This is a genomic window from Pseudocolwellia antarctica, from assembly GCF_049933045.1.
In the GTDB taxonomy this organism is placed as follows: Bacteria; Pseudomonadota; Gammaproteobacteria; order Enterobacterales; family Alteromonadaceae; genus Pseudocolwellia.
The window spans coordinates 553,694-572,968 of the sequence record NZ_CP187926.1; the positions used below are offsets into that span (position 1 = coordinate 553,694).

The window sequence follows — 19,275 nt, forward strand, 5'->3', positions numbered from 1 at the left end:
ATTTTATTTTTATTAAATTAAGTTGTTCATATGAAAAAATTAACTGTTATTTTTACTCTTTTATTTTCATCAATTTTTTCGTTTGCAAATGCTGCGGAAGAAAAACCATACATTTATGTTTTAGGGGTTGCACAAGATGCAGGTTACCCTCAAACGGGGTGTTACGAAAAACATTGTATGCCTGGTTGGGAAGACCCTTTATTAAGACGTGGTGCGGTATCATTGGGTTTAATCGACCCAAGTAATAATAAAAAATACATGTTTGATGCAACACCAAACTTTCCTGATCAGCTTTACCGACTAGAAAAAGAGGCGCCGTCTTCACGTTATTCTTTAAGTGGTATTTTTTTAACGCACGCACATATCGGTCACTATACGGGCTTAATGTTTTTAGGGCATGAATCAGCTGGCGCGAAAGATATGCCTGTTTACGCAATGCCTAAAATGGCAGAGTTCTTAAAAACTAATGGCCCTTGGGACCAATTAGTTCGATATAAAAACATTAAACTAATGCCACTAAAGCACAATAAACCAGAAGTTTTAGGGCAAGTTGAAATAAAGCCTTTTTTAGTGCCTCACCGTGATGAATATTCTGAAACGGTAGGCTACATAATCAAAGGGCCAAGTAAATCGGCATTATTTATTCCTGACATTAACAAGTGGCCACAATGGGAAATAAAACTTGAGGATGCAGTTAAAGGGGTTGATTACGCTATTATTGATGCGGCATTTTATGATTACGGTGAATTACCTGGTAGAGATATGTCTAAAATACCACACCCTTTTGCTGTTGAATCAATGAAAGAGCTTGAACATGTAAGCATGTCTGAGAAAAACAAAGTGTGGTTTATTCATATGAACCATAGTAATCCATTACTTGACCTTCAAAGCAAAGAAAGTAAATTTGTTAAATCTCAAGGATTTAATATTGCCGTTGAAGGTTTAAAGCTAGAGCTATAATAGTACTCAATAAACTTATTTAGCGTAATATAGTTTTAGCTCATTAAATTAACGATGCAAACAATGCTGTTTAGTGGGCTAAAAACGTTAACTATTGTTTTCCTTATTTTACTCACTTCTTTTTAAATCCCCCTCTAAAATTCTCTTTATTTGCACATTGTTTGCATTTTCCGTTGTTATTCTTTGTTTAACTTAACTGATATTAGCTTCTATTAAGAGCGTCAGACCTTGTAACCACAATAGGAATTTAGCTATGAAATTTTTACCGCATAAAATTATTATCGCAACTTTACTTCTTACTTCCATTGGCCAAGTTTATGCTAAAGGAGATCAAAGAGGTGAAAGACCTCAACGTCCATCATTTTCTTCAATAGATACAAATGAAGACGGAGAGATCAGCTTGGATGAGTTCAAAGAACACGAACTTCCAATGGGCGATCATGAAACTATTTTCGAAGAAATGGATAGCGATGGTAACAACGCTATTGATGAAGACGAATTTGATAGCCATAAACCTCCTCGTAGAAGATAAACATTAAGGAAATATTATGATTAGTGGTGTAAGTTCAGGCGTACAAATGAGTATGCCTCGTAACGATTCTCGAACAGAGCAAGCGTTAACAGAAGAAAATCAACAGCTTATTTCAGACACACTCTCTCAATTTGATTCTGAAAACTTAACTGAAGCTGATGCCTTAAGTATTATTGAAACTTTATCAGAAGCGGGTATTCAATCTGGTCAAGGGCTCGAAAGTGCCTTATCTGAATTAGGCTTCGACGCTAAAAGTATTGGTGAATTAGCAGGTGTGAGTGAATCTGAAGGTAGTCGTCCACCGCCGCCTCCACCACCGCAACAAAGCACTGAAGAAATTAGTGATTTAGTTGATTTTGTAACAACACTACTTGAAGAGAAATTAGCTGAAAGTGCTGACGATTCTTTAAGTGATGAAGACAAAGAGTCGATATACGCACAAATAAATGAAAAGTTTGGTTTTGACAGCGATGATTCTATTATCGACTTAAAAGCTTAATTTTAGTTTAGCGCGACTTTAGGTCTTTATAAAAACATCGGTAAGAGTATTGCTGATGTTTTTTTCATTTTATATTCACTCATTTTTTCACTCATTTTCGACTTAACTGAACCTCCTTGTTAGCACCTCAAATATCCTCAATACGAATATAACAACGAAGAATAGTCATATTTTTTGCACATTGTTTACACTTTATATTCTTAATATAACTTTATCTTTTACATATATATTTGAGAATGCTTTATGTATAAAAATCATATTTTATCATCGTTATTAATACTCAGCAGTACAGCACTTTATGGCTGTGGTAGTTCAGACACATCAGCTAGCGACAGTGGAGAAGAAGAAACTGGAAGCACCGAAGTTACCGAATCAACACCTGCTGCAACCTCAAACTTAGTTATTAATGAAATTGTTGCTAAAGCAAGTGATGGTGGAAATGATTGGATAGAACTTTATGCAACTGATGGAAGTGTCGACTTATCAAACTTTAGTATTGTAGATGACGATGATGAGCATGAAGCGCAACCATTACCAGAGGTGACCTTAGCTGAAGGCGAATTTATTGTTATTCAAGCGATAGACGAAGACGATACACCGCCAGAAACGGGCTACTACGTTACATTTAAACTAGGCAGTGAAGATTCGGTAACTCTATTTGAAAATGATGTACAAGTTGATCAATTAGCTTGGTTAGACGGTGAAGCTCCAGAAGGTTTTAGTTATGGTTTGTTTGTTGATGGCAGCGGTGATGCACAACTGTTATCTCCAACTCCAGGAGAAGCAAACGAAGTCGCAGAAGGGATTGTTGCATATGACGAAATTCTCAATGAAAAAGCCCCATTACGCATTAATGAGGTGGTAGCAAAAGACATTGCTGGAAATTCAGACTGGATCGAATTTTATGTCGCTGGTTCATCAGCCGTTAATTTAAGTTATTACACTATAAAAGATGAAGATAGCGAGCTTATTTCATTACCTGATATTACGCTTGCCGCTGGCGAATTTTATCGAATTTATGCAACAACAGGTGATGTTGAGGGTGATACTAGTGCTGAGTCTGTAGCTTTTAAGTTAGGCTCTAGCGATGAAGTTAGCTTATTTTTAGGTGACGATTTGGTCGATAAGCTTGAATGGAGCAATGGTGATGCTTTAATTGGTTTTAGTTATGGTCGTTTTCCTGATGGTAGCGATGGAACTCAAATATTAACGCCTTCGCCACTGGCTACAAATGTTATCGGCCAACACGGTGCTTTAGTGATTAATGAAGTGGTTGCTAGCGATATTGATGGCGGCAATGATTGGTTTGAGTTGTACAACAATGGCAGTACAAATATTCAACTATCTGATTATCAAATAATTGATGCGAGCGACGATATTGATCCCGTTACTTTACCTGACGTTTCATTATCACCGGGCGAATATATTGGTATTTACGCAACAGACTCTAATCCCAGTGACTACTATGTACCATTTAAACTAGGTAAAAGCGACGAGCTAACCTTGAGTTTAGACGATGAAACTGTGGACTATATCGATTGGGAAGAAAGCGATGTTATTTCTGGCTTCAGTTATGGTTTGAGTTCAGTAACGAGCGACACACGTAGCTGGGATAAAGACTTTCTTACGCCAACTTTTGGTACTGAAAACGTATTAGCTAGTGCATTCGACTCAAGTGTTGTAAAAACATTATCAATAACAATTACAGATGAAAATTGGCAAGACATTTTAGACAACCCATTAGATGAAGAATACCACGAAGCAAGCATCAGCTTTAATGGTGTAGAGCTAGACAGCGTAGCTATTCGAACCAAAGGCGGTTCAAGCTTAAGTAGCGTGGCAAGATCGTCTAGCGATCGTTACAGCTTTAAAGTTGATATTAACGAATATGTTGATGGACAAAAATTCTTTGGTTTGAAGAAGTTTACTTTACAAAACTCATATAACGATCCGTCTTATATGCGTGAGGTTATTGCATACGACTTACTTAAGGAAATGGGCGTACCAACACCTGAGCATTCTTATGTTAATTTTTATATAAACGATGAATTATTTGGTTTTTACTTAATGGTAGAAACTATAGATAGTGAGTTTGTAGAAAACCATTTTGACAATGCTAATGGCGATTTATATAAGCCTGATGGTGAAGGTAGTGACTTAATTTATGTAGATTCAGACATTAGTAGTTACAGTGAAGTAAACCTAAAAACCAATGAAGACAGCACAGACAATGGCGCATTTATCAACTTTGTTGAGCAACTAGATCAAGGTTCAACTGACGTTGTAGATGTTGATTTACTGCTAAGATATATGTCGGTAAGTGTAGCGTTGTCTAACCTAGACAGCTATCACGGTACACTGGCTCATAACTATTATTTATATGAGCAAGATGGCACTTTCAGCTTGTTACCTTGGGACTTTAACGAATCTTTTGGTACGTTTACTATGGGCTGTAGTAACGATGTAAGAGAACTTTACATTGATGAACCTGTAATGGGCGCTATGGCAGACAGACCTCTTGTTAATGCTGTTTTCAGTAACGACACTTATTTAGCGACATACCATGATTACTTATGGGAATTAATAAACGGTTCATTAGTATCAACAACTTTTGCTGACAGAGTTAATAGCATTGCAGACCTTATTCGTGAACATGTAGAAAATGATCCATCAGGCTTTTACGGTGCATCTAACTTTGAAACGAACTTAACTTCAAGTGTTAGTAACTTCTGGGGATTAACGGAGTTTATGGATTACCGTGTAGATCACATGACTATGCAATTACAAGGCGACGTAGCTTCAGCAGGTAATGGTAACGGTTTTTGTAGTAGATAACCTATAGCCGTTAATTTATAGACGTTAGTTTATAGAACTCATTTATAATGTATTAAATAATCAAAGCAGTATCGATAAATTCGATGCTGCTTTTTTATTTAAAGCCAAAGCCAAGTTAACGTTAAATTGAAGTTAAGCTGAAACTGAGCTCATCACTGTGCGTTTTTTATTTCAAAGGTATAACAAGTGTTTACTTTATGTAGTGGCGGGGCGCAGAAGTATTGGTGCAGTACATTAAGCTCATCTTTATGCCTATTAAACTCTTTAGGACAATAAATAGCGCTGAGTAGCGGCAGCATTTTTTTGAGATAAATATGACACTTTTCACGCCAAGAAAGAGGGAGAAAAGTATCACACATGGTATTAAGTAAAGTGTTATAAATTCTTAAATGTACACTCTTGGTGTCTTCAATATCATCCATCGCTTTTGCACGGTCGAGTCCGGCTACAATGTAAAAGTTAATAATATTTGATTGGTATGGGCTATTACCGCTTCTCACTGCTGTTTCCATAGCAGCGAAAGTTGAACAAAACATAAAACACCTCATATCTAAATGGTAATCATTATCATTTATAGTGGTTGTATTTTTCACTTTGGTCAAGTCTTTATGCAAATTAATTTTATGAAAGAGTTTTTAAGGGCGTTTTTATTTAAATACTGTACTCAATATTTACTGAAAATATAGATATTTAAATTCATGTTATTGATAGCTTAAATCAATCAAGCCACTTGAATAGTGGCTTGATTCATCATTACTAGTTTAGGTTCTCAGTACGATACATAACGATATCTTCAATACTCAAAACTATCATTTCATGCGCTACAGCAAATTTACATATTTCAGGTAGTCTTGCCATTGTTCCATCTTGATTGGTCAACTCACATAAAACGCCTTTCGAATGTAAACCAGCAAGTTTGATCAAATCTATAGTTCCTTCTGTATGTCCTCTTCTTTCAAGCACGCCACCAGGGGCAGCTAGTAAAGGAAATACATGACCAGGAGTATTAAGATCATCTGAAGTACTATTTGGGTTGGCAGCAGTTTGAACTGTGTGAAGCCTATCGGCAGCTGAAACTCCTGTTGTAACACCTTCTTTCGCTTCAATTGTAACCGTATAAGCTGTTTTATTACGGCTCGTATTAACAGGAACCATTTGCGGTAGTTTAAGCCGCTGCACATCATCATCCTCTAAAACCAAACAAATAATACCGCTACATTCACGGATCAGCATTGCCATTTGTTGTTGAGTAATATGTTGTGTTGAAAATATAAGATCGCCTTCGTTTTCGCGATCTTCATCGTCAACTAACAAGACTCCTTTGCCAGATTGAATTGCGTGTATTGCAGATTCGACCCTTTGAAAGGCTGTTCCAAATTGACTAAGTAGTGACTGACTCATGGTAAATTCCTCTTTAGTTACCAGAATCAGGGCGTAAAGAGATACAGGAAAAAATTCCTGTAAACAAAAGATTCGTTTAGCCACAGTTATACGAAAGGCCGTATAAACTGCGCACTAAAAAAATTATTGTTTTAAACTCTCTCATCCGGACTCTAACCGTCGGCTCTGGAGTTACACCAGATCTGCTGACCTCTTATTGCTAAATCACACAAATAAGAGCGCTCGCGGGCTACCTTAAAGTAAATCGGGACTGACTTACAAGTTAAGTTACCGCCGGTGGGGAATTTCGCCCCGCCCTGAGATTAAAACATTATGTATGCGGTTAATTACCGCGAAGAGGATTCTACTGAGGAACTATTGTGTACGCAATGAAATCTTTTAATTTATGCGCTAAAGTCTTATCATGTATTTAATTATAACTTGATGTTTTATTTGATGATTCATAGGTACTTTATTCCTAGTAAGGAGTATCGCCAAAATATTCAGCGAAGTAATCAATAAAGCCTCTAACTTCTGGCGCAAGTAGCCTAGAGCTAGGATAAACAGCCCAAATTGCAGTAAAAGAACACAGCTATATAAGTGAAAATACCCGAAACGACTAATCTCGTTTTTATTATAAAGAAGCGTTACTATGCTGAAACTTTCCTGTTTTTAAGAACTTTATAACGTGTTTTATCACTTCGTCATTTCGCATTAAAAATGTATGAGAAACAGGTAAGATGATGTGATCAGTCATTCCTTCAACCTTAGTGTTTTCGACTGAAACTTTACCATCATCAGGATTTGGAAGCATTTGAGAAAGTATTGGGTTTATAGTTGAGGTGCCTGCGATTATTCCGACAGGGTAGGTAACAGCCCCAAGTAAATTTGGAACACTTGCTTTATCCGTACCTAACTCCATTCCCGCAGGGCCATTAATGAGTTTAAATCCTGGAACATTCTTAAGTTTATCAACTATCTCACTGCCTTTATTTGGTGGACCTAACATTACCACGCGACCTAAGAGTTCTAACTTGTTATCTTTTAAATATTTACGTAATACAATTCCACCAAGAGAATGAGTTACAAAATTTATGATCGTGTTAGGTTTGCATTGAGCTATAGCGTTAGGAAGGTAATCTTTGGCTATACTCTCTATATTATGCTGCGTTGATGGGTAATCAAAATTAATGACAAAATAACCTGCTTCATTAAGCTTCTTCTCCATTTTATTCATAGAGTTATCGGAACGAGCCATCCCATGTAGTAATACCACACACTCTTTAGACATAGAAACAGTACTCCATAAACATATAATTAAACTGAATAATATTACTTTCATCAGACATCCTATATAACGCCATTAAACTTCTATCGTTTGCCAATTTTTTTGTTCCAAGTATAGGTAACAATGTGCCTTGTTAATTTATTGCCTATTGAGTAAGTCATAAAGTATAAAAATGAGTAAAATTAGCCATAGTTTGAACAATAAATTATTCAGAGCTATAGCTATAATAACGAAGCTAAAAATTTTGTAAAAGGGACAATATTTTGCTCTACACTTGCCGCTTCTAATGCTTCCATGTACTCACTTCTTCGCTCAACTGGTACAACCGTCCACGAATAACCACCTGCGGCCATCATCAAGTTCATGATGAAACGCCCCATACGGCCATTACCATCAAAATAAGGGTGAATATAAACAAAAATAAAATGACCTAATACCACTCGAACCGCAGGGCTTTCTTCTTCCATTAACAAATCAAAAAGTGCAGGCATCATATCTCTAACTGACGCTCTGGTTGGTGGTGTATGTTTTGATTTTCTAATATAAACGGGCCCTGTTCGATAACCTGCTAAATCAGATTGTTTAATAATACCAGCAGCAACACTTGGGCCGAATAAAGCTAAGTACCAATCAGCATGAGCAGATTCGAATACTTCACCAGCATTTTCACCATTAAGTACACGCTCAACGGCTAGCTTTACTTGTTGAAAGGCATCCCAATAACCTTTTGCCGCCATTGAATCTAAATGCTTTTTACTATCATCAGGTTGTTCAGGGTTCCAGTTACCTGAGCGCACGTGTTCAATTAGCTCATGTGTTACTCGGTAGCCTTCAATCGATAGCGAGTGATAAGCATCAGTAACAAACTTGTCTTCTACTTCATTTAAGTAGCCTTGAACATTTATTTTAATGTCAGGTACATCAGGAAAATGGGTAATAACATCTGTTCGCATGCTTTGCCACAATAAACGCAGTCGATTTACATAGGGTGAAACCTCACGGCGACCAAAGGTTATCTGAGTTACATCTTCAAATGGGTCAACTTCTTTTACTTTAAAATCGGCAGCAATCATTCCTTTGATAATGTTATTAGCAATTAAGTCTCTGCCAATATTACGAAATGCCCCAGCCAAACGGCCTGCGCTGGCAACATGGCCACCATCAAGTAAAACACTTAGCACTTCTGAGGCATCTGTCACCATTGAAAGCAGTGTCCTCATTTGAATTGGCTTTTGTGCAAAGGCAGTTTTAGCACAATGCACTAAACTTGCTGCCAAGCTATATACTCTCAAACCATCAACTATAGTTAACTGTGCTTGCTCTGACATAGCAGAGCGAATATCGAATACCGAAGTATTATGAAGTAAAGCCGTTGGTTTATTTCGACCTTTAGGTGAGCGTACTAATAACTGAGGCGGAACAGTTTTATCACCAATGTGAATTTGTATTGATTGCTCTGGTGATAAACACCAGTTTTGTTCAAGACGCTCATCTAAATACGCACCACAAAAATCCCAAAAAGACGTATACCAAGCGGTACTATCACCTTGTTGTTCATCTGGGCTTGAAGAAATATACCAACCTCGCATCACTTCCTTGATGAAGCCATGCTTGGTCAAGCGCTCTCTATCGGTGCGTTCAAGCATTTTTGATTGCACTGCAATAATCCCGCTATCTTGTAATAGCTTTAATTGCTGTAGCGAATGTGCAAGTTTATCTGATACTTGATTCATCTTAACACCGTTAGCTTTTGCTGAAGTCGATTGTTAGCTTTTAGTGTAGTTCATGGTTAGCTTTTAATGCAAGTGATGATTGGTTTTTAACGTAGATCAGATAACATTAGGTTTGCCATTGGTAAATATGGTTACCTTGTGTGTTAAGCGAAAGCTATAAACGAAAGGGCTTCTTCTGACCTAAAGAGGACAGTGAACTTTCACTGAGCCATCAAGTGATTAGTCTGCTTTAAACTCATTGCTGACATTCATATCATGTTATGAACTCTAATAATTAGCCTATTAGTCATTAAAAATATTTATTGGTCTATCTCGTTTGAGCCCCCTAGAAAGTATTATTAGTTATTCTACAAACTAGTGGCCAAAATCACTATGCCACTACAATCTGGCGGGGTTCGTCATTAAGCTTTTTACTTTTTCAACATCAGGGACATTTATACTTTGAATGTTATTTAAATATTTATGCCACTCATATTCTTTTTCAGTACACACGTTTAGCTCGTACTTTTCTTTATCAAATTTAATATATTTGAATTCTACATCTTTAATATGTTGTTTTATGTATTCAATAACTTCTGGTGGGGTATTGTACCCAAATATTATACTTTTTAGTTTACCGGGCATCTTGTGTAAGCCAGAACTTCCATGAACTGTTCGCCATTCGTCTTCGTATTTCCAATCAGTTGATTTTGAATAAATGAACCTCCTAAACTCACTACTTTTAAGTTTATTCATTCGATCAAAATCTGCTTCTGCTCTGCCTATGATTAGCATTTCATTAAGGGAAGTACATAAGTCAATTGTCGGATGAGTTTGAGAGTAGTTAATTTCAAAAGATTCTAATCCACAGATGTTTGTTTCATTACGTTCAAATTCTAATACAACTCCTTGATTGTTATCAGCGTAATGTGCCCACATAGTAGCGTTTTTTGCAGATGGGGTTAGGCAGTAAACACCTATAATATTCTTCATCATGACCATGAGACCACTGGCGAATTGAGGCCATCTAGGCTTAAAGGTATCCGCAGTGATAAATGGGGTATTAAGCTTTTCAAGGATTTCATTATTCATAAGACCCAATTGTTTTCCCATATCAATTAGTTCAAAAAACAACTGTGAAGCTTTGTTATCACTATCATCACTAATAATGAATTTGTAGCCTCCCTCATAGAGGTCGTTAAAATCACATGGAGATGAATAGAACACTGTACGTTCTTTTATTGGATCAATTTTGTAGTTATCAAGGATAATGTTATCAGTTAAGCGTATAGCTCTTGAGTCGATTTCTTTTTGGATTGAAGTATTTAAGGTTAAGGTTTGATAATGATAAAGGCTTGTAATCTCAGGTTTTAAAATCATATCAGTCTCGGTAAGAACTTAATGCAACTAGAATAGCTAAAGCCCAAATTATCTAAGAAGCACAGAATTTAAAAATAGCTCCGTATTTATGAATCCACTATAGAGGGTTTATAAGTCTGAAAAAAATGAATATCAATAACTTATTTATATTATTCCTGAAATAACAAAAAAATTTTTTTAGACATACTTTTGAGATTAATCAAACGATATAATCTTTTTCAATTTAGGTATTACCTCAACGACCGCTTTGGTGGTAAAACCGACTATTAATTGTGACAAATACGTATCTAAATTTTATCGGTTTTGTGGTGAAGTTGTGCCTTATTAGTGTTCAATATATTCAAAGATGGTAGTTCTAATAAGGTCAAAATATTGTTGGTACAGTTGAATGTAATTCGGTGGCACTGATGAGACATTTTCCATGAAATGGGGGAAGTTTACTAAAAATAGTTTTATACGGATTATTAAAAAGGTTCAATTAATTTGAATTTAGGTCGATGTATTTCTGCATTTATAAGTATTTTCTTATCTCATCTTAAAGTTGTATTGAACGTTAACTATACGATAAGTTTATGTCTGATTTAGGAGGGAAGTAGTCGAATATTTCATATTAACTGTGGTTCAAAACCATGATGTTGATTATGTAGTATCGAATGACTTTGGTGTTATTGGTTAACCTGAACTCGATGTATGGACTCCACCACTCTACAGTTATAGATTGGTGTCGACTAAAACAAAAGGAGTCCATACATGAGTAAGCGTACAATAATATCACTCGACTTAGCAAAAAAGTAATTCAAGTATGTAAAGTAAACAAGCACGGTGAGATCTTATTCAATAAAGTCATGTCGCCGCAAAAGACTAAAGAACTACTCGCTAACTCACTACCCTGCGTAGTAGCAATGGAAGGTTGTGCTAGTTTTCACTATTGGGCCAGAACAGCAGAGTCTTTTGGTCACGAAGTTAAAGGAATGGCCCCTAAAAAAGTAAAACCTTATATCAGCAATCAAAAGACGGATGCCAATGATGCCGTTGGAATTGCTGTAGCCTCAGCTCAATTAGGTATGACCTTTTGCCAAGTAAAAACATTATCGCAACAAAACATTCAGGCAATTCAGACTAGTCGAAAATGGTTTGACCGAGCAACAACGTCACTAGGAAATCATATTCGAGCTTTATGCTTTGAATACGGAGCAACAATTCCTTTTGGTAAAAAATCATTGAGAGAATCTATTAGTTATTTTATCTCTCCAGAATCTAGTCATTTACCCATACCTATAAAACAATTACTCATGATTTTGTGGCAGCAATATCAAACAACAGAAAATCATTATCAAGCAATCACATTACAACTAAAGCAATTAGTTAATCAATCTGAGCCATGTAAGCGATTGATGAAGCTCGAAGGTGTTAGTTATATAGGTGCTGCTGGTTTAATTTCATGCTTAGGTGATGGTAAAAGTTTCAAAAAGGGTCGTCATGCCTCAGTTTATGTTGGCTTGACACCAAAACAACATAGTAGTGGTGGTAAGGTCGTCATGGTTGGCATAGACAAACATGGGGGGAGATAAACTGCTTCGTTCAATCCTCTACCAAGGTGCACTTTCGGTGATTTCCAGGTTACCATCCGAACCCAAAACGTATAAACAACAATGGCTCATTGCTTTAGTTAAGCGAGTAGGTATTAAACGAGCCTGTGTTGCGTTTATGAATAAAACGGTGCGCACAGCGTGGGCATTACTCAATTACGGTACAGAATATAAAATCCAAGCAGTATAAGTTAAAGTTTCAAAAAAGTTCAGCAAAATGTATTAACAAATAGTAAGACCAACCTTCTGAAAACCTGTTTAAACCGACAGCGTTAATAACGCTACTATTTCGATTAGGACAGAGGGTGCGAATAGATCACTGGTTAGAAGATAGCTTCTTCAATTAAAAACCGTATATACGTGCGCATCTAATCTTTTTGTAAAAGCAGTTGCTAAACAGGTGGAGTCCATATACGGTTTAAGATGCTTTAAATTCATAGAAATTATGACTAATAAAATTTAACTTATACGCTAGCTTGATAGTTTTTCTTTCTTCAAGACAAATTTCGCGTCAATAGCTAGTCTATTGCAAGTAAATTTAACGATGAAGCAAGTAAAAGTAGCTGTTAGAGAAGAATCTATTAAGCCGATCTCAGGTTAGTATGTAATCACCTGGTCAATGTATGTCATTATTCTGCCATAGTAATACTCATTTACTCTATAGTAGCTAACCTATAACGAATAGCCTGTAATACAAAACTAAAATTCATATTCGATTGAAAATCTTAGAGTATGGTTTTTACCTGAATGAGCCACTTCGGTAATAAATCCAGCTTCCCATTTTAATTGTTTTTGCCCATCAAAGCGTTTAACACCCATAAATCCTGGACCTATGCCGATAAAATCTTCACCTGTGTAAATTTCAATTGAAGGTTGTAGAGACGGTAAGTAGCGATAACGGTATTGCAGCCTGAATTCTGCTTCCCATTCATTTTCTATATTATTTCCCCACTCTTTAATGACAAAAAGGTTTACGGTTAAGCTATTTTTATTAAACTCTTTTTCTACTATTAAGCCTGCGGATGCTTCGTATTGACTTATATTTCGTTGTTTTTCAAATTCAAAAACTACTCCCCAATCAGCCCAATATTGACCTTGCTCTGTTAACATCCAACGGGCTTCTACTTCAGTAGCTTGTAATTTAAAGTCACCTGTTTCGTCTCTTTCGCCAATCACATAAAGTTCAACGGCGAAGTTTTCTAGTATCGATTGTCCATAACCTAAACGTTGCGCTAACACATTGCTGTCGGGTGTTTGGCTCGACATAAAACGCCATTCAAACTCTTGCTCGTTGGCGATCACATAGGGATGGTAAACCTTATCTACCACCATGCCGTCGGCAAATACGTTAACGTTACTCAACATGATAATAAATGCGAGTAGGTGTTTTATTGTGATCATGGGTTTATTCATCATGATTTATTCTCTGTAAAAAGGTGTTAATGAGTTGCGCCAAAAACGGCAAAGTAAAAGCTAAGCTATAAATAAAAATAAAGAGTTTTGAAGGTGACTCTTCAAAGCCGATAAGTGCTTTTAAAACATGTCCATATTCTGATTGGTCTTTAATATAAGTACTAAAGTTGATAACGGCAGGACCTATATTAATCAAGTCAACTTGAGATAAATAAATGGTGATTTGGCTGAGCTGTCCAGCCAAAAATAAAGCCCAACAGATGTTAACCACCAAGGTTTTATTTGATTCTAAAAGTTCAGTTAAAATAAAGGTGAATAGGGTAGTAAAACTTGCACATATGCCTAAACCAATAATGCAGCCGATCAATATATTGGTTGAATTTCCTTGCTGCTGAAAATAAACATCAAAAAATATTAAAAACGCACTGGCTTTAAATACAATAAAAGTACCAGCAGCGACTAAAATAAGGCTTTTACTTTTAACTGATGTGAATATGCTTTTTGACGTAGTTGAATTGATAAAAAATAGGCCGCTGTAAGTTATCAAAAGTAAAGCAACGTAGGTTCTTTCTATGCCAGTGCCTTCAAATAATTCACTAACATGGGGCACAATGCCAAAAAATAATAAGCTGCTGATTACACCTAAAGTAAGTGCTGGCGATAGGTATGAAAAGGCTATTTCATTTCTTTTTATAAATACGTGTAAATAACCAAACAGTATAAAAATGGGGAGTAAATCACGCAGAAATAGAATGATAGTGTTAATTATCATGGCTTCATCTCCACAACAATTATCTTTCCTCGGGCAGTGTTAGGATGAAATTCGCCAAAGTATTCATAAGTGCCCTCAGGAAGAGGACCAACATAAATGGTGGCTTTTCTGCCTGCAAAAATTACTTTTTCTCGATTCAGATCAAAACTTTCAAATTCTTCAGCTACATCGTCATGATTCTCTATGATTATTTTAACTTTCTCGTTTGCTGGTATCGTGAGTGTTGTCGGCATAAAAATATGATGTTTAATGGTGAGATAATAGATTTTTTTATCGTCGTTAGCATTTGCTAGATTTACCCATGTGCTTACTATTAATAATAAGCCGTACAGCGAAGCGGTTAGTATTTTTACTAATACTTTTTTGAGTTGGTTTAATAAGCCTTTGTATTGTGAATACATTAAGAGTTAACAACTTGTGTTAAAGGAAATTTAACCGCAACACATAAGCCACCTAGCGATGAACGCGAGCAACTTATTTCACCATTATGTAAAGTGGTAATGTGCTTAACAATTGATAAACCTAATCCCGAACCTTTTATACGTGACTGCTGTGGATCTACACGATAAAAACGTTCATAAATTCGTGGTAACTCTTCATCACTTATTCCAGGTCCTGAATCTTCAAAGACAACTTCTAAATGCGGGTTAGTGATTATCGATATTTTTATTTCAGCTTTATCACCACTGTACTTTATGGCGTTTTTAAGTAAGTTTTCGAAAAGAGTGTATAGCGCAAAATAATCACCTAATAGCGTATTTTCATTAGCGGGTTCTAAAGATATATTTTGTTGGTTAACTAAAAGGTTATCGAAGTTATTACTGATCACATCTTGCAGTACGGTTTCTAGATTAACTAGCTTGGTTTTTTGATTAAAATTTTCAGGGGTAAAGCGGTAAAGGGCAATAATTTGCTCAATAACATGAGCCATACGATCAACATTTTGTTGAAGCTCTTTAAACTCTGTAGTTGTTAGGTTGTTATTTTCAAAGGACTTTTGAATGTTATGGGCATTAAGTTTTAGTACGCTAATTGGGGTGCGAAGCTCGTGGGCTGTATTGGCGGTAAGTTGTTTTTCTCGGTCGAATGAGTCAGATAAACGGGCAAACAATTGATTAAGGCGATTAACAACAGGCGCTAGTTCCACCGTTTGTTTACTTAGACTTATTTCTGATAAATCGTCAGTGTTCTTGTTTTTAATTTCGCGCGATAGTGTTACCAAAGGTTTTAAGCTTTTATTAATAATATAAAAGATGAGTAAACCAATAAAAGGTAAGGCAAAAAGTAGGGGAGTGGTAATAACAAATAAGATAGATTCTGCAGACTTTATTCTGTCTGACATAGGTTGTGCAACTAGTACTTCAATCGTGATTTGCTCGTTAGTATCTTGTGTCACTTTTTCAACTAAATAGTGGGTGCGCCATCTTTTACCGTTAAAGAATATTTCGTTGTTATATTGCGATGGTGCGGTAAATCTAGATGAAGGCATTTGTACACTTTTACTGACGAGAACACCATTTTTAAATACCTGAAAAGCAAATGTGTTATCAATGGTAGAAGGTAATGTTTGGTTCGATTTACTCATGGCAAGAACGAAGGTCGCCACTGAATGTAATTCTTGATCGAATATAATATCGAGCTGTTTTGTTGTGCTTTTATAGCCATAAAGTGCAGAAAAAAACGAAGCTAACACCACTGCTGAAATAATCAGAGTAATGAGTTGTTTTTTTATCGACATTTAATCCTTTCTCACAATATAGCCGACACCTCTTACTGTGCTAATAAATGTTTTAGGCAGCTTTTTACGAATGTTATGGATGTGCACTTCTATGGTATTGCTACTCACTTCATCTCCCCATTCGTAGAGTTTGTTTTCAAGTAAAGCTTTCGAATTTATCCTACCTGCATTTTCCATCAGCGCTTTAACTATCATGTATTCTCTTCGAGAGAAATCAATACGCTTATCATCTAACGAAACTAGCTGGGCTTTGCTGTCTAATTTTATATTGTTAATAACAATGAGGTTATCTTGGCTAGTGCCTAAGCGTCTTTCTATTACTCTAAGTCTAGCGAGAAGTTCAGCAATATCAAATGGTTTAGCGAGGTAATCTTCAGCGCCAAGATCTAAACCTTTTACTTTGTTTTCTACGCCATCTCTTGCCGTTAAAATTAGAACAGGTACTTGTTTGTGCTTTTCTTTAATGTCTCGCAATACATCTAAGCCATCGATATCAGGTAAGCCTAAATCTAAAATAACTACATCAAACTCATTACTGAGTATCGCGGTTAATGCGTCTTTACCTTTATCAACCCAATCAATGGTATAGCTTTCATTATGTAAAGATTTTTTCAAACCTTGAGCAAGAGGAATGTCGTCCTCTACTAATAAAATTTTCATTTTTAGCCTTTAGCCTTAAGCCTTTGAGGTGCTGATGTTTTATATCTTATAGTATTTGTAAACAAGCCATCGTATTTTAGCAAACGATGGCTTGTTTTATAAAAAATAACCTAGTTAAAGCCGTTGTTAATAATACTCACTAAAACGAGTAGTTAACCTGAGCAATAATAGCATCTACACTCGGATATAAGTCGAGTTCGTTCAGCACGCCAGGTAATTCGTCACCATTACTTTTAGACGATTGTTGAAAAAACTCTAACCTGAATGATAGCTCAGTATTGTTTTTTATTGGTATTCCATATTTCACACCTAAAGTAATACCATCCATTTTCCCTACACGATAATCGGCACTCATGTATTCAGGTAAGGCATTGCCACTTTTTTGAAACGGCTGATAAAAGTTAGCCGCTTCTTGTGTGTAAAATCGAATATGTGGTTCGATGTAGTGGTTACCTAAAGGGATTCTATATCGTGCATCAACCGTATGAGAGCTTATATCCCAATCATCCCAGAAATAGCGATAAGAAAAGTCTACAATCGAATCTGACAAAAAGTGATGCTTGGTTTGCCAATAAATACTATTTTTCTCACGCGTATCAGGTCGATTTTCATAAAGCTGTTGTTGAGCAATACCATTATCATCTACAACACTTACCACTTTGAATGGGTCAGTTTGATAACCATCAACCTGCGAGTATGAATAATTAAACTGCATAATCGTTTGTCGACTAATGACTTGAGTTAAACCAAGTAATAAATCTATTGTGGTTTTGTCTTCATCATTGCTATCACGATTTAAACCGCCACCGATTTCGTCAACAGGAGGAAGCATTGGTTCGAATGCAATTGGAATTCCACCTTCAGGGCTAATTGTGTCGTTTGTATAAGCAAAACCAGCAGATAATGTTGTGTTTTTTAAATTGAAATCACGCGCAATATTGCCATTTACACCTAACGATAAGTAATCATATTCTTTTGATAAATGTACTCCGCCACTGACTCTATAATCTTTTGCAATTGGCTGAGTCCACTGGGCGTTAAGTTGAACACGGGTATCGTGAAAGGTATCATCCAAAGGTGTTTCTTTTGCTGGCGTTTGGAATGAACCATTACCAGAAGGGCGTGTAAATGTTTGTACTTCAGGTTGTGGTACAGCACCGTTAGCTGAAGCTCCGGTTAAAACATCAACCGTAACCTTTAAATTTAAAACATGTTCATCTTCAAACTCTTTGCTTGCTGCAAGAATAAATTCAGAAGCTGTTACACGATCGGTTTCACCGTAATACATTAACGCGGTATCAAACTCCCATGGCTTTTCTTCTTCAGCTTGAGCTGTTGTTCCTAATAACGTACAGGTTGCTAACGTGAGTAGTTTCGCGACATTTACTTTATTTTTATTGGATTTTTTATTATCAATTAATTGCATCCGCAACCTCCACCAGCAAAACCTCTACCGCCGCTTGAAGACTCTTTACTAAAATAAATATGATCATCAAGCGAAGCATCGATAGGTGACGAATTAAGTGCCATTTCGTCTTTAGCTAATAAATCTCTTTCCCATGGCTGAACACCTAAACTGCTGCACGCCGAGGTTAATGCCACAAGGCTTATTAATATGACGGCTTGTTTATACTTTTTCATGTTAACCCCTAAGTTATTAATGTTTTTTAGTTAAAACTGATGATGTTAAATCGTTGCCTTTAGAGCCAGATGTTTTATTTGATCTTATCATCGCTATATTTTCTATAAGGTCTGCAGAGTTTAGTAATTGCATTATTTCTGCTTCGTACATCGAACTTTCTTCAGTAAAAAATCCCGTTTGGTGACTGACTATTTTCCCTTGCTGATCAGCTAAGTAACTACTCGGCATACCTTTTACATGGAACTTCTTCGCGAGCTCGCCTTTAGGATCATAAATAACAGGAAAGCTAGCTGGTAAGGTTTGTAAAAACTCGTTGGCTAAGGTTTTATCGCTATCAAGATTAATACTAATCACTGTAAATTTTTCTGGGCTGTAGTTGTTTTGGATCTTGTTCATCCAAGGAAATGACTTTCTGCAGGGCACACACCATGATGCCCAAAAATCTATATAAATCACTTTACCTTTATGTTGTTCAAGCAAGGCGGTGAATTCGTTGTATTTAGCTGAATCGTTTTCTTCACTGTAAGCCATAGATGAAAAAACCGTTGAAACCAAAAGTAATATCAAGCTGATGTTTAACTTTTTAGCCATAGGTATAAAGCTCATATGTCTCTCCATATTAGTAATAAAGTAGAGTTTATGAGATGAAACTTAAAACAAACTTAAGATGGTTAACATTATTCACACGTAGTTTCTCATAATGACTCAGTTATCATTGAAAGCGTTAAGCGACCGTTAAAGCCAAATTATTTTAGATAACTTTTTGTGATAATTATTTATGGTTATTTTTATGATTAATAAAATTTCATTTTAATACTAGATCTTTCTGCACAAACGCCTTAATATAAATCTAAGTGATAATTATTCTTATTTGT

General features: G+C 36.1%; 19 protein-coding genes, 1 pseudogene and 1 riboswitch. Of the genes and pseudogenes, 6 read left to right on the forward strand and 14 right to left on the reverse strand.

The genetic code is table 11. From position 1 onward, the window contains the following. The first annotated feature begins 30 nt into the window (after window positions 1-30). The 4 genes from ACPUVN_RS02415 (at window position 31) to ACPUVN_RS02430 (ending at window position 4,826) form a co-directional block, all read left to right on the forward strand. Entirely contained in the window at window positions 31-960 is a 930-nt protein-coding gene (locus ACPUVN_RS02415; protein ID WP_426358193.1) for an MBL fold metallo-hydrolase, read from the forward strand. A 253-nt stretch (window positions 961-1,213) separates the two neighbouring features. Beyond that, window positions 1,214-1,492: an EF-hand domain-containing protein gene (locus tag ACPUVN_RS02420; RefSeq protein ID WP_426358192.1), complete on the forward strand. Its 279-nt coding sequence runs from the start codon at window positions 1,214-1,216 to the stop codon at window positions 1,490-1,492. A 16-nt stretch (window positions 1,493-1,508) separates the two neighbouring features. After that, on the forward strand, window positions 1,509-1,991 hold the full coding sequence (locus ACPUVN_RS02425; protein ID WP_426369900.1) for a hypothetical protein: 483 nt from the start codon (window positions 1,509-1,511) through the stop codon (window positions 1,989-1,991). Window positions 1,992-2,234: 243 nt separating this feature from the next. Then, entirely contained in the window at window positions 2,235-4,826 is a 2,592-nt protein-coding gene (locus ACPUVN_RS02430) for a CotH kinase family protein (RefSeq protein WP_426369901.1), read from the forward strand. 152 nt (window positions 4,827-4,978) lie between these two features. Here the strand turns inward: ACPUVN_RS02430 and ACPUVN_RS02435 are convergent, their stop codons facing one another. From ACPUVN_RS02435 to ACPUVN_RS02460, 6 genes and pseudogenes are all read right to left on the reverse strand, one after another. Then, complete coding sequence (locus ACPUVN_RS02435) at window positions 4,979-5,362, reverse strand: hypothetical protein (RefSeq protein WP_426358189.1); 384 nt, start codon at window positions 5,360-5,362, stop codon at window positions 4,979-4,981. Window positions 5,363-5,582: 220 nt separating this feature from the next. Continuing rightward, window positions 5,583-6,227, reverse strand: coding sequence for a 3,4-dihydroxy-2-butanone-4-phosphate synthase (ribB, locus tag ACPUVN_RS02440; protein WP_426358188.1), 645 nt, complete (start codon window positions 6,225-6,227; stop codon window positions 5,583-5,585). A 129-nt stretch (window positions 6,228-6,356) separates the two neighbouring features. Further along, window positions 6,357-6,535: riboswitch (FMN riboswitch) on the reverse strand. A 149-nt stretch (window positions 6,536-6,684) separates the two neighbouring features. Beyond that, window positions 6,685-6,798, reverse strand: a pseudogene (locus ACPUVN_RS02445) (LysR family transcriptional regulator); the annotation flags it as partial. A 42-nt stretch (window positions 6,799-6,840) separates the two neighbouring features. Continuing rightward, a complete protein-coding gene (locus ACPUVN_RS02450) occupies window positions 6,841-7,497 on the reverse strand; it encodes an esterase/lipase family protein (RefSeq protein ID WP_426369902.1) in 657 nt (218 codons plus the stop codon). Between the two features lie 218 nt (window positions 7,498-7,715). Continuing rightward, window positions 7,716-9,227 (reverse strand): Fic family protein, encoded by a 1,512-nt coding sequence (locus tag ACPUVN_RS02455; protein WP_426358184.1) that lies wholly within the window; start codon window positions 9,225-9,227, stop codon window positions 7,716-7,718. A gap of 378 nt (window positions 9,228-9,605) precedes the next feature. After that, window positions 9,606-10,586, reverse strand: coding sequence for a DUF2971 domain-containing protein (locus ACPUVN_RS02460; protein WP_426358183.1), 981 nt, complete (start codon window positions 10,584-10,586; stop codon window positions 9,606-9,608). A gap of 827 nt (window positions 10,587-11,413) precedes the next feature. Here ACPUVN_RS02460 and ACPUVN_RS02465 point away from each other — a divergent pair. Next, window positions 11,414-12,157, forward strand: coding sequence for an IS110 family transposase (locus ACPUVN_RS02465; RefSeq protein WP_426370544.1), 744 nt, complete (start codon window positions 11,414-11,416; stop codon window positions 12,155-12,157). Beyond that, complete coding sequence (locus ACPUVN_RS02470; RefSeq protein WP_426369835.1) at window positions 12,144-12,365, forward strand: hypothetical protein; 222 nt, start codon at window positions 12,144-12,146, stop codon at window positions 12,363-12,365. The genes ACPUVN_RS02465 and ACPUVN_RS02470 overlap by 14 nt, the downstream gene beginning before the upstream one ends. 509 nt (window positions 12,366-12,874) lie before the next feature. Here the strand turns inward: ACPUVN_RS02470 and ACPUVN_RS02475 are convergent. From ACPUVN_RS02475 to ACPUVN_RS02510, 8 genes are all read right to left on the reverse strand, one after another. Then, window positions 12,875-13,591: a hypothetical protein gene (locus ACPUVN_RS02475; protein WP_426358180.1), complete on the reverse strand. Its 717-nt coding sequence runs from the start codon at window positions 13,589-13,591 to the stop codon at window positions 12,875-12,877. Next, a complete protein-coding gene (locus tag ACPUVN_RS02480) occupies window positions 13,581-14,360 on the reverse strand; it encodes a hypothetical protein (protein ID WP_426358179.1) in 780 nt (259 codons plus the stop codon). The genes ACPUVN_RS02475 and ACPUVN_RS02480 overlap by 11 nt, the downstream gene beginning before the upstream one ends. Beyond that, complete coding sequence (locus ACPUVN_RS02485) at window positions 14,357-14,761, reverse strand: cupredoxin domain-containing protein (RefSeq protein WP_426358178.1); 405 nt, start codon at window positions 14,759-14,761, stop codon at window positions 14,357-14,359. The genes ACPUVN_RS02480 and ACPUVN_RS02485 overlap by 4 nt, the downstream gene beginning before the upstream one ends. Further along, the gene (locus ACPUVN_RS02490) at window positions 14,761-16,098 is read right to left on the reverse strand and encodes an ATP-binding protein (RefSeq protein ID WP_426358177.1); all 1,338 of its coding nucleotides are present in this window, start codon (window positions 16,096-16,098) and stop codon (window positions 14,761-14,763) included. The genes ACPUVN_RS02485 and ACPUVN_RS02490 overlap by 1 nt, the downstream gene beginning before the upstream one ends. Beyond that, window positions 16,099-16,758, reverse strand: coding sequence for a response regulator (locus tag ACPUVN_RS02495; RefSeq protein ID WP_426358176.1), 660 nt, complete (start codon window positions 16,756-16,758; stop codon window positions 16,099-16,101). It abuts the gene before it with no gap. A 139-nt stretch (window positions 16,759-16,897) separates the two neighbouring features. Beyond that, the gene (locus tag ACPUVN_RS02500) at window positions 16,898-18,184 is read right to left on the reverse strand and encodes a DUF3570 domain-containing protein (RefSeq protein WP_426358175.1); all 1,287 of its coding nucleotides are present in this window, start codon (window positions 18,182-18,184) and stop codon (window positions 16,898-16,900) included. Beyond that, complete coding sequence (locus tag ACPUVN_RS02505; RefSeq protein WP_304370252.1) at window positions 18,175-18,399, reverse strand: DUF4266 domain-containing protein; 225 nt, start codon at window positions 18,397-18,399, stop codon at window positions 18,175-18,177. The genes ACPUVN_RS02500 and ACPUVN_RS02505 overlap by 10 nt, the downstream gene beginning before the upstream one ends. A 16-nt stretch (window positions 18,400-18,415) precedes the next feature. Then, window positions 18,416-19,006 (reverse strand): TlpA family protein disulfide reductase, encoded by a 591-nt coding sequence (locus ACPUVN_RS02510; protein ID WP_426358174.1) that lies wholly within the window; start codon window positions 19,004-19,006, stop codon window positions 18,416-18,418. Window positions 19,007-19,275: the final 269 nt, after the last annotated feature.

Coding starts and splice junctions, on each gene's coding strand:
- ACPUVN_RS02415 (WP_426358193.1), top strand. CDS start 31: ATGAAAAAATTAACTGTTATTTTTACTCTTTTATTTTCATCAATTTTT.
- ACPUVN_RS02420 (WP_426358192.1), top strand. CDS start 1,214: ATGAAATTTTTACCGCATAAAATTATTATCGCAACTTTACTTCTTACT.
- ACPUVN_RS02425 (WP_426369900.1), top strand. CDS start 1,509: ATGATTAGTGGTGTAAGTTCAGGCGTACAAATGAGTATGCCTCGTAAC.
- ACPUVN_RS02430 (WP_426369901.1), top strand. CDS start 2,235: ATGTATAAAAATCATATTTTATCATCGTTATTAATACTCAGCAGTACA.
- ACPUVN_RS02435 (WP_426358189.1), bottom strand. CDS start 5,362: ATGTTTTGTTCAACTTTCGCTGCTATGGAAACAGCAGTGAGAAGCGGT.
- ribB (WP_426358188.1), bottom strand. CDS start 6,227: ATGAGTCAGTCACTACTTAGTCAATTTGGAACAGCCTTTCAAAGGGTC.
- ACPUVN_RS02450 (WP_426369902.1), bottom strand. CDS start 7,497: ATGTCTAAAGAGTGTGTGGTATTACTACATGGGATGGCTCGTTCCGAT.
- ACPUVN_RS02455 (WP_426358184.1), bottom strand. CDS start 9,227: ATGAATCAAGTATCAGATAAACTTGCACATTCGCTACAGCAATTAAAG.
- ACPUVN_RS02460 (WP_426358183.1), bottom strand. CDS start 10,586: ATGATTTTAAAACCTGAGATTACAAGCCTTTATCATTATCAAACCTTA.
- ACPUVN_RS02470 (WP_426369835.1), top strand. CDS start 12,144: ATGGGGGGAGATAAACTGCTTCGTTCAATCCTCTACCAAGGTGCACTT.
- ACPUVN_RS02475 (WP_426358180.1), bottom strand. CDS start 13,591: ATGATGAATAAACCCATGATCACAATAAAACACCTACTCGCATTTATT.
- ACPUVN_RS02480 (WP_426358179.1), bottom strand. CDS start 14,360: ATGATAATTAACACTATCATTCTATTTCTGCGTGATTTACTCCCCATT.
- ACPUVN_RS02485 (WP_426358178.1), bottom strand. CDS start 14,761: ATGTATTCACAATACAAAGGCTTATTAAACCAACTCAAAAAAGTATTA.
- ACPUVN_RS02490 (WP_426358177.1), bottom strand. CDS start 16,098: ATGTCGATAAAAAAACAACTCATTACTCTGATTATTTCAGCAGTGGTG.
- ACPUVN_RS02495 (WP_426358176.1), bottom strand. CDS start 16,758: ATGAAAATTTTATTAGTAGAGGACGACATTCCTCTTGCTCAAGGTTTG.
- ACPUVN_RS02500 (WP_426358175.1), bottom strand. CDS start 18,184: ATGCAATTAATTGATAATAAAAAATCCAATAAAAATAAAGTAAATGTC.
- ACPUVN_RS02505 (WP_304370252.1), bottom strand. CDS start 18,399: ATGAAAAAGTATAAACAAGCCGTCATATTAATAAGCCTTGTGGCATTA.
- ACPUVN_RS02510 (WP_426358174.1), bottom strand. CDS start 19,006: ATGAGCTTTATACCTATGGCTAAAAAGTTAAACATCAGCTTGATATTA.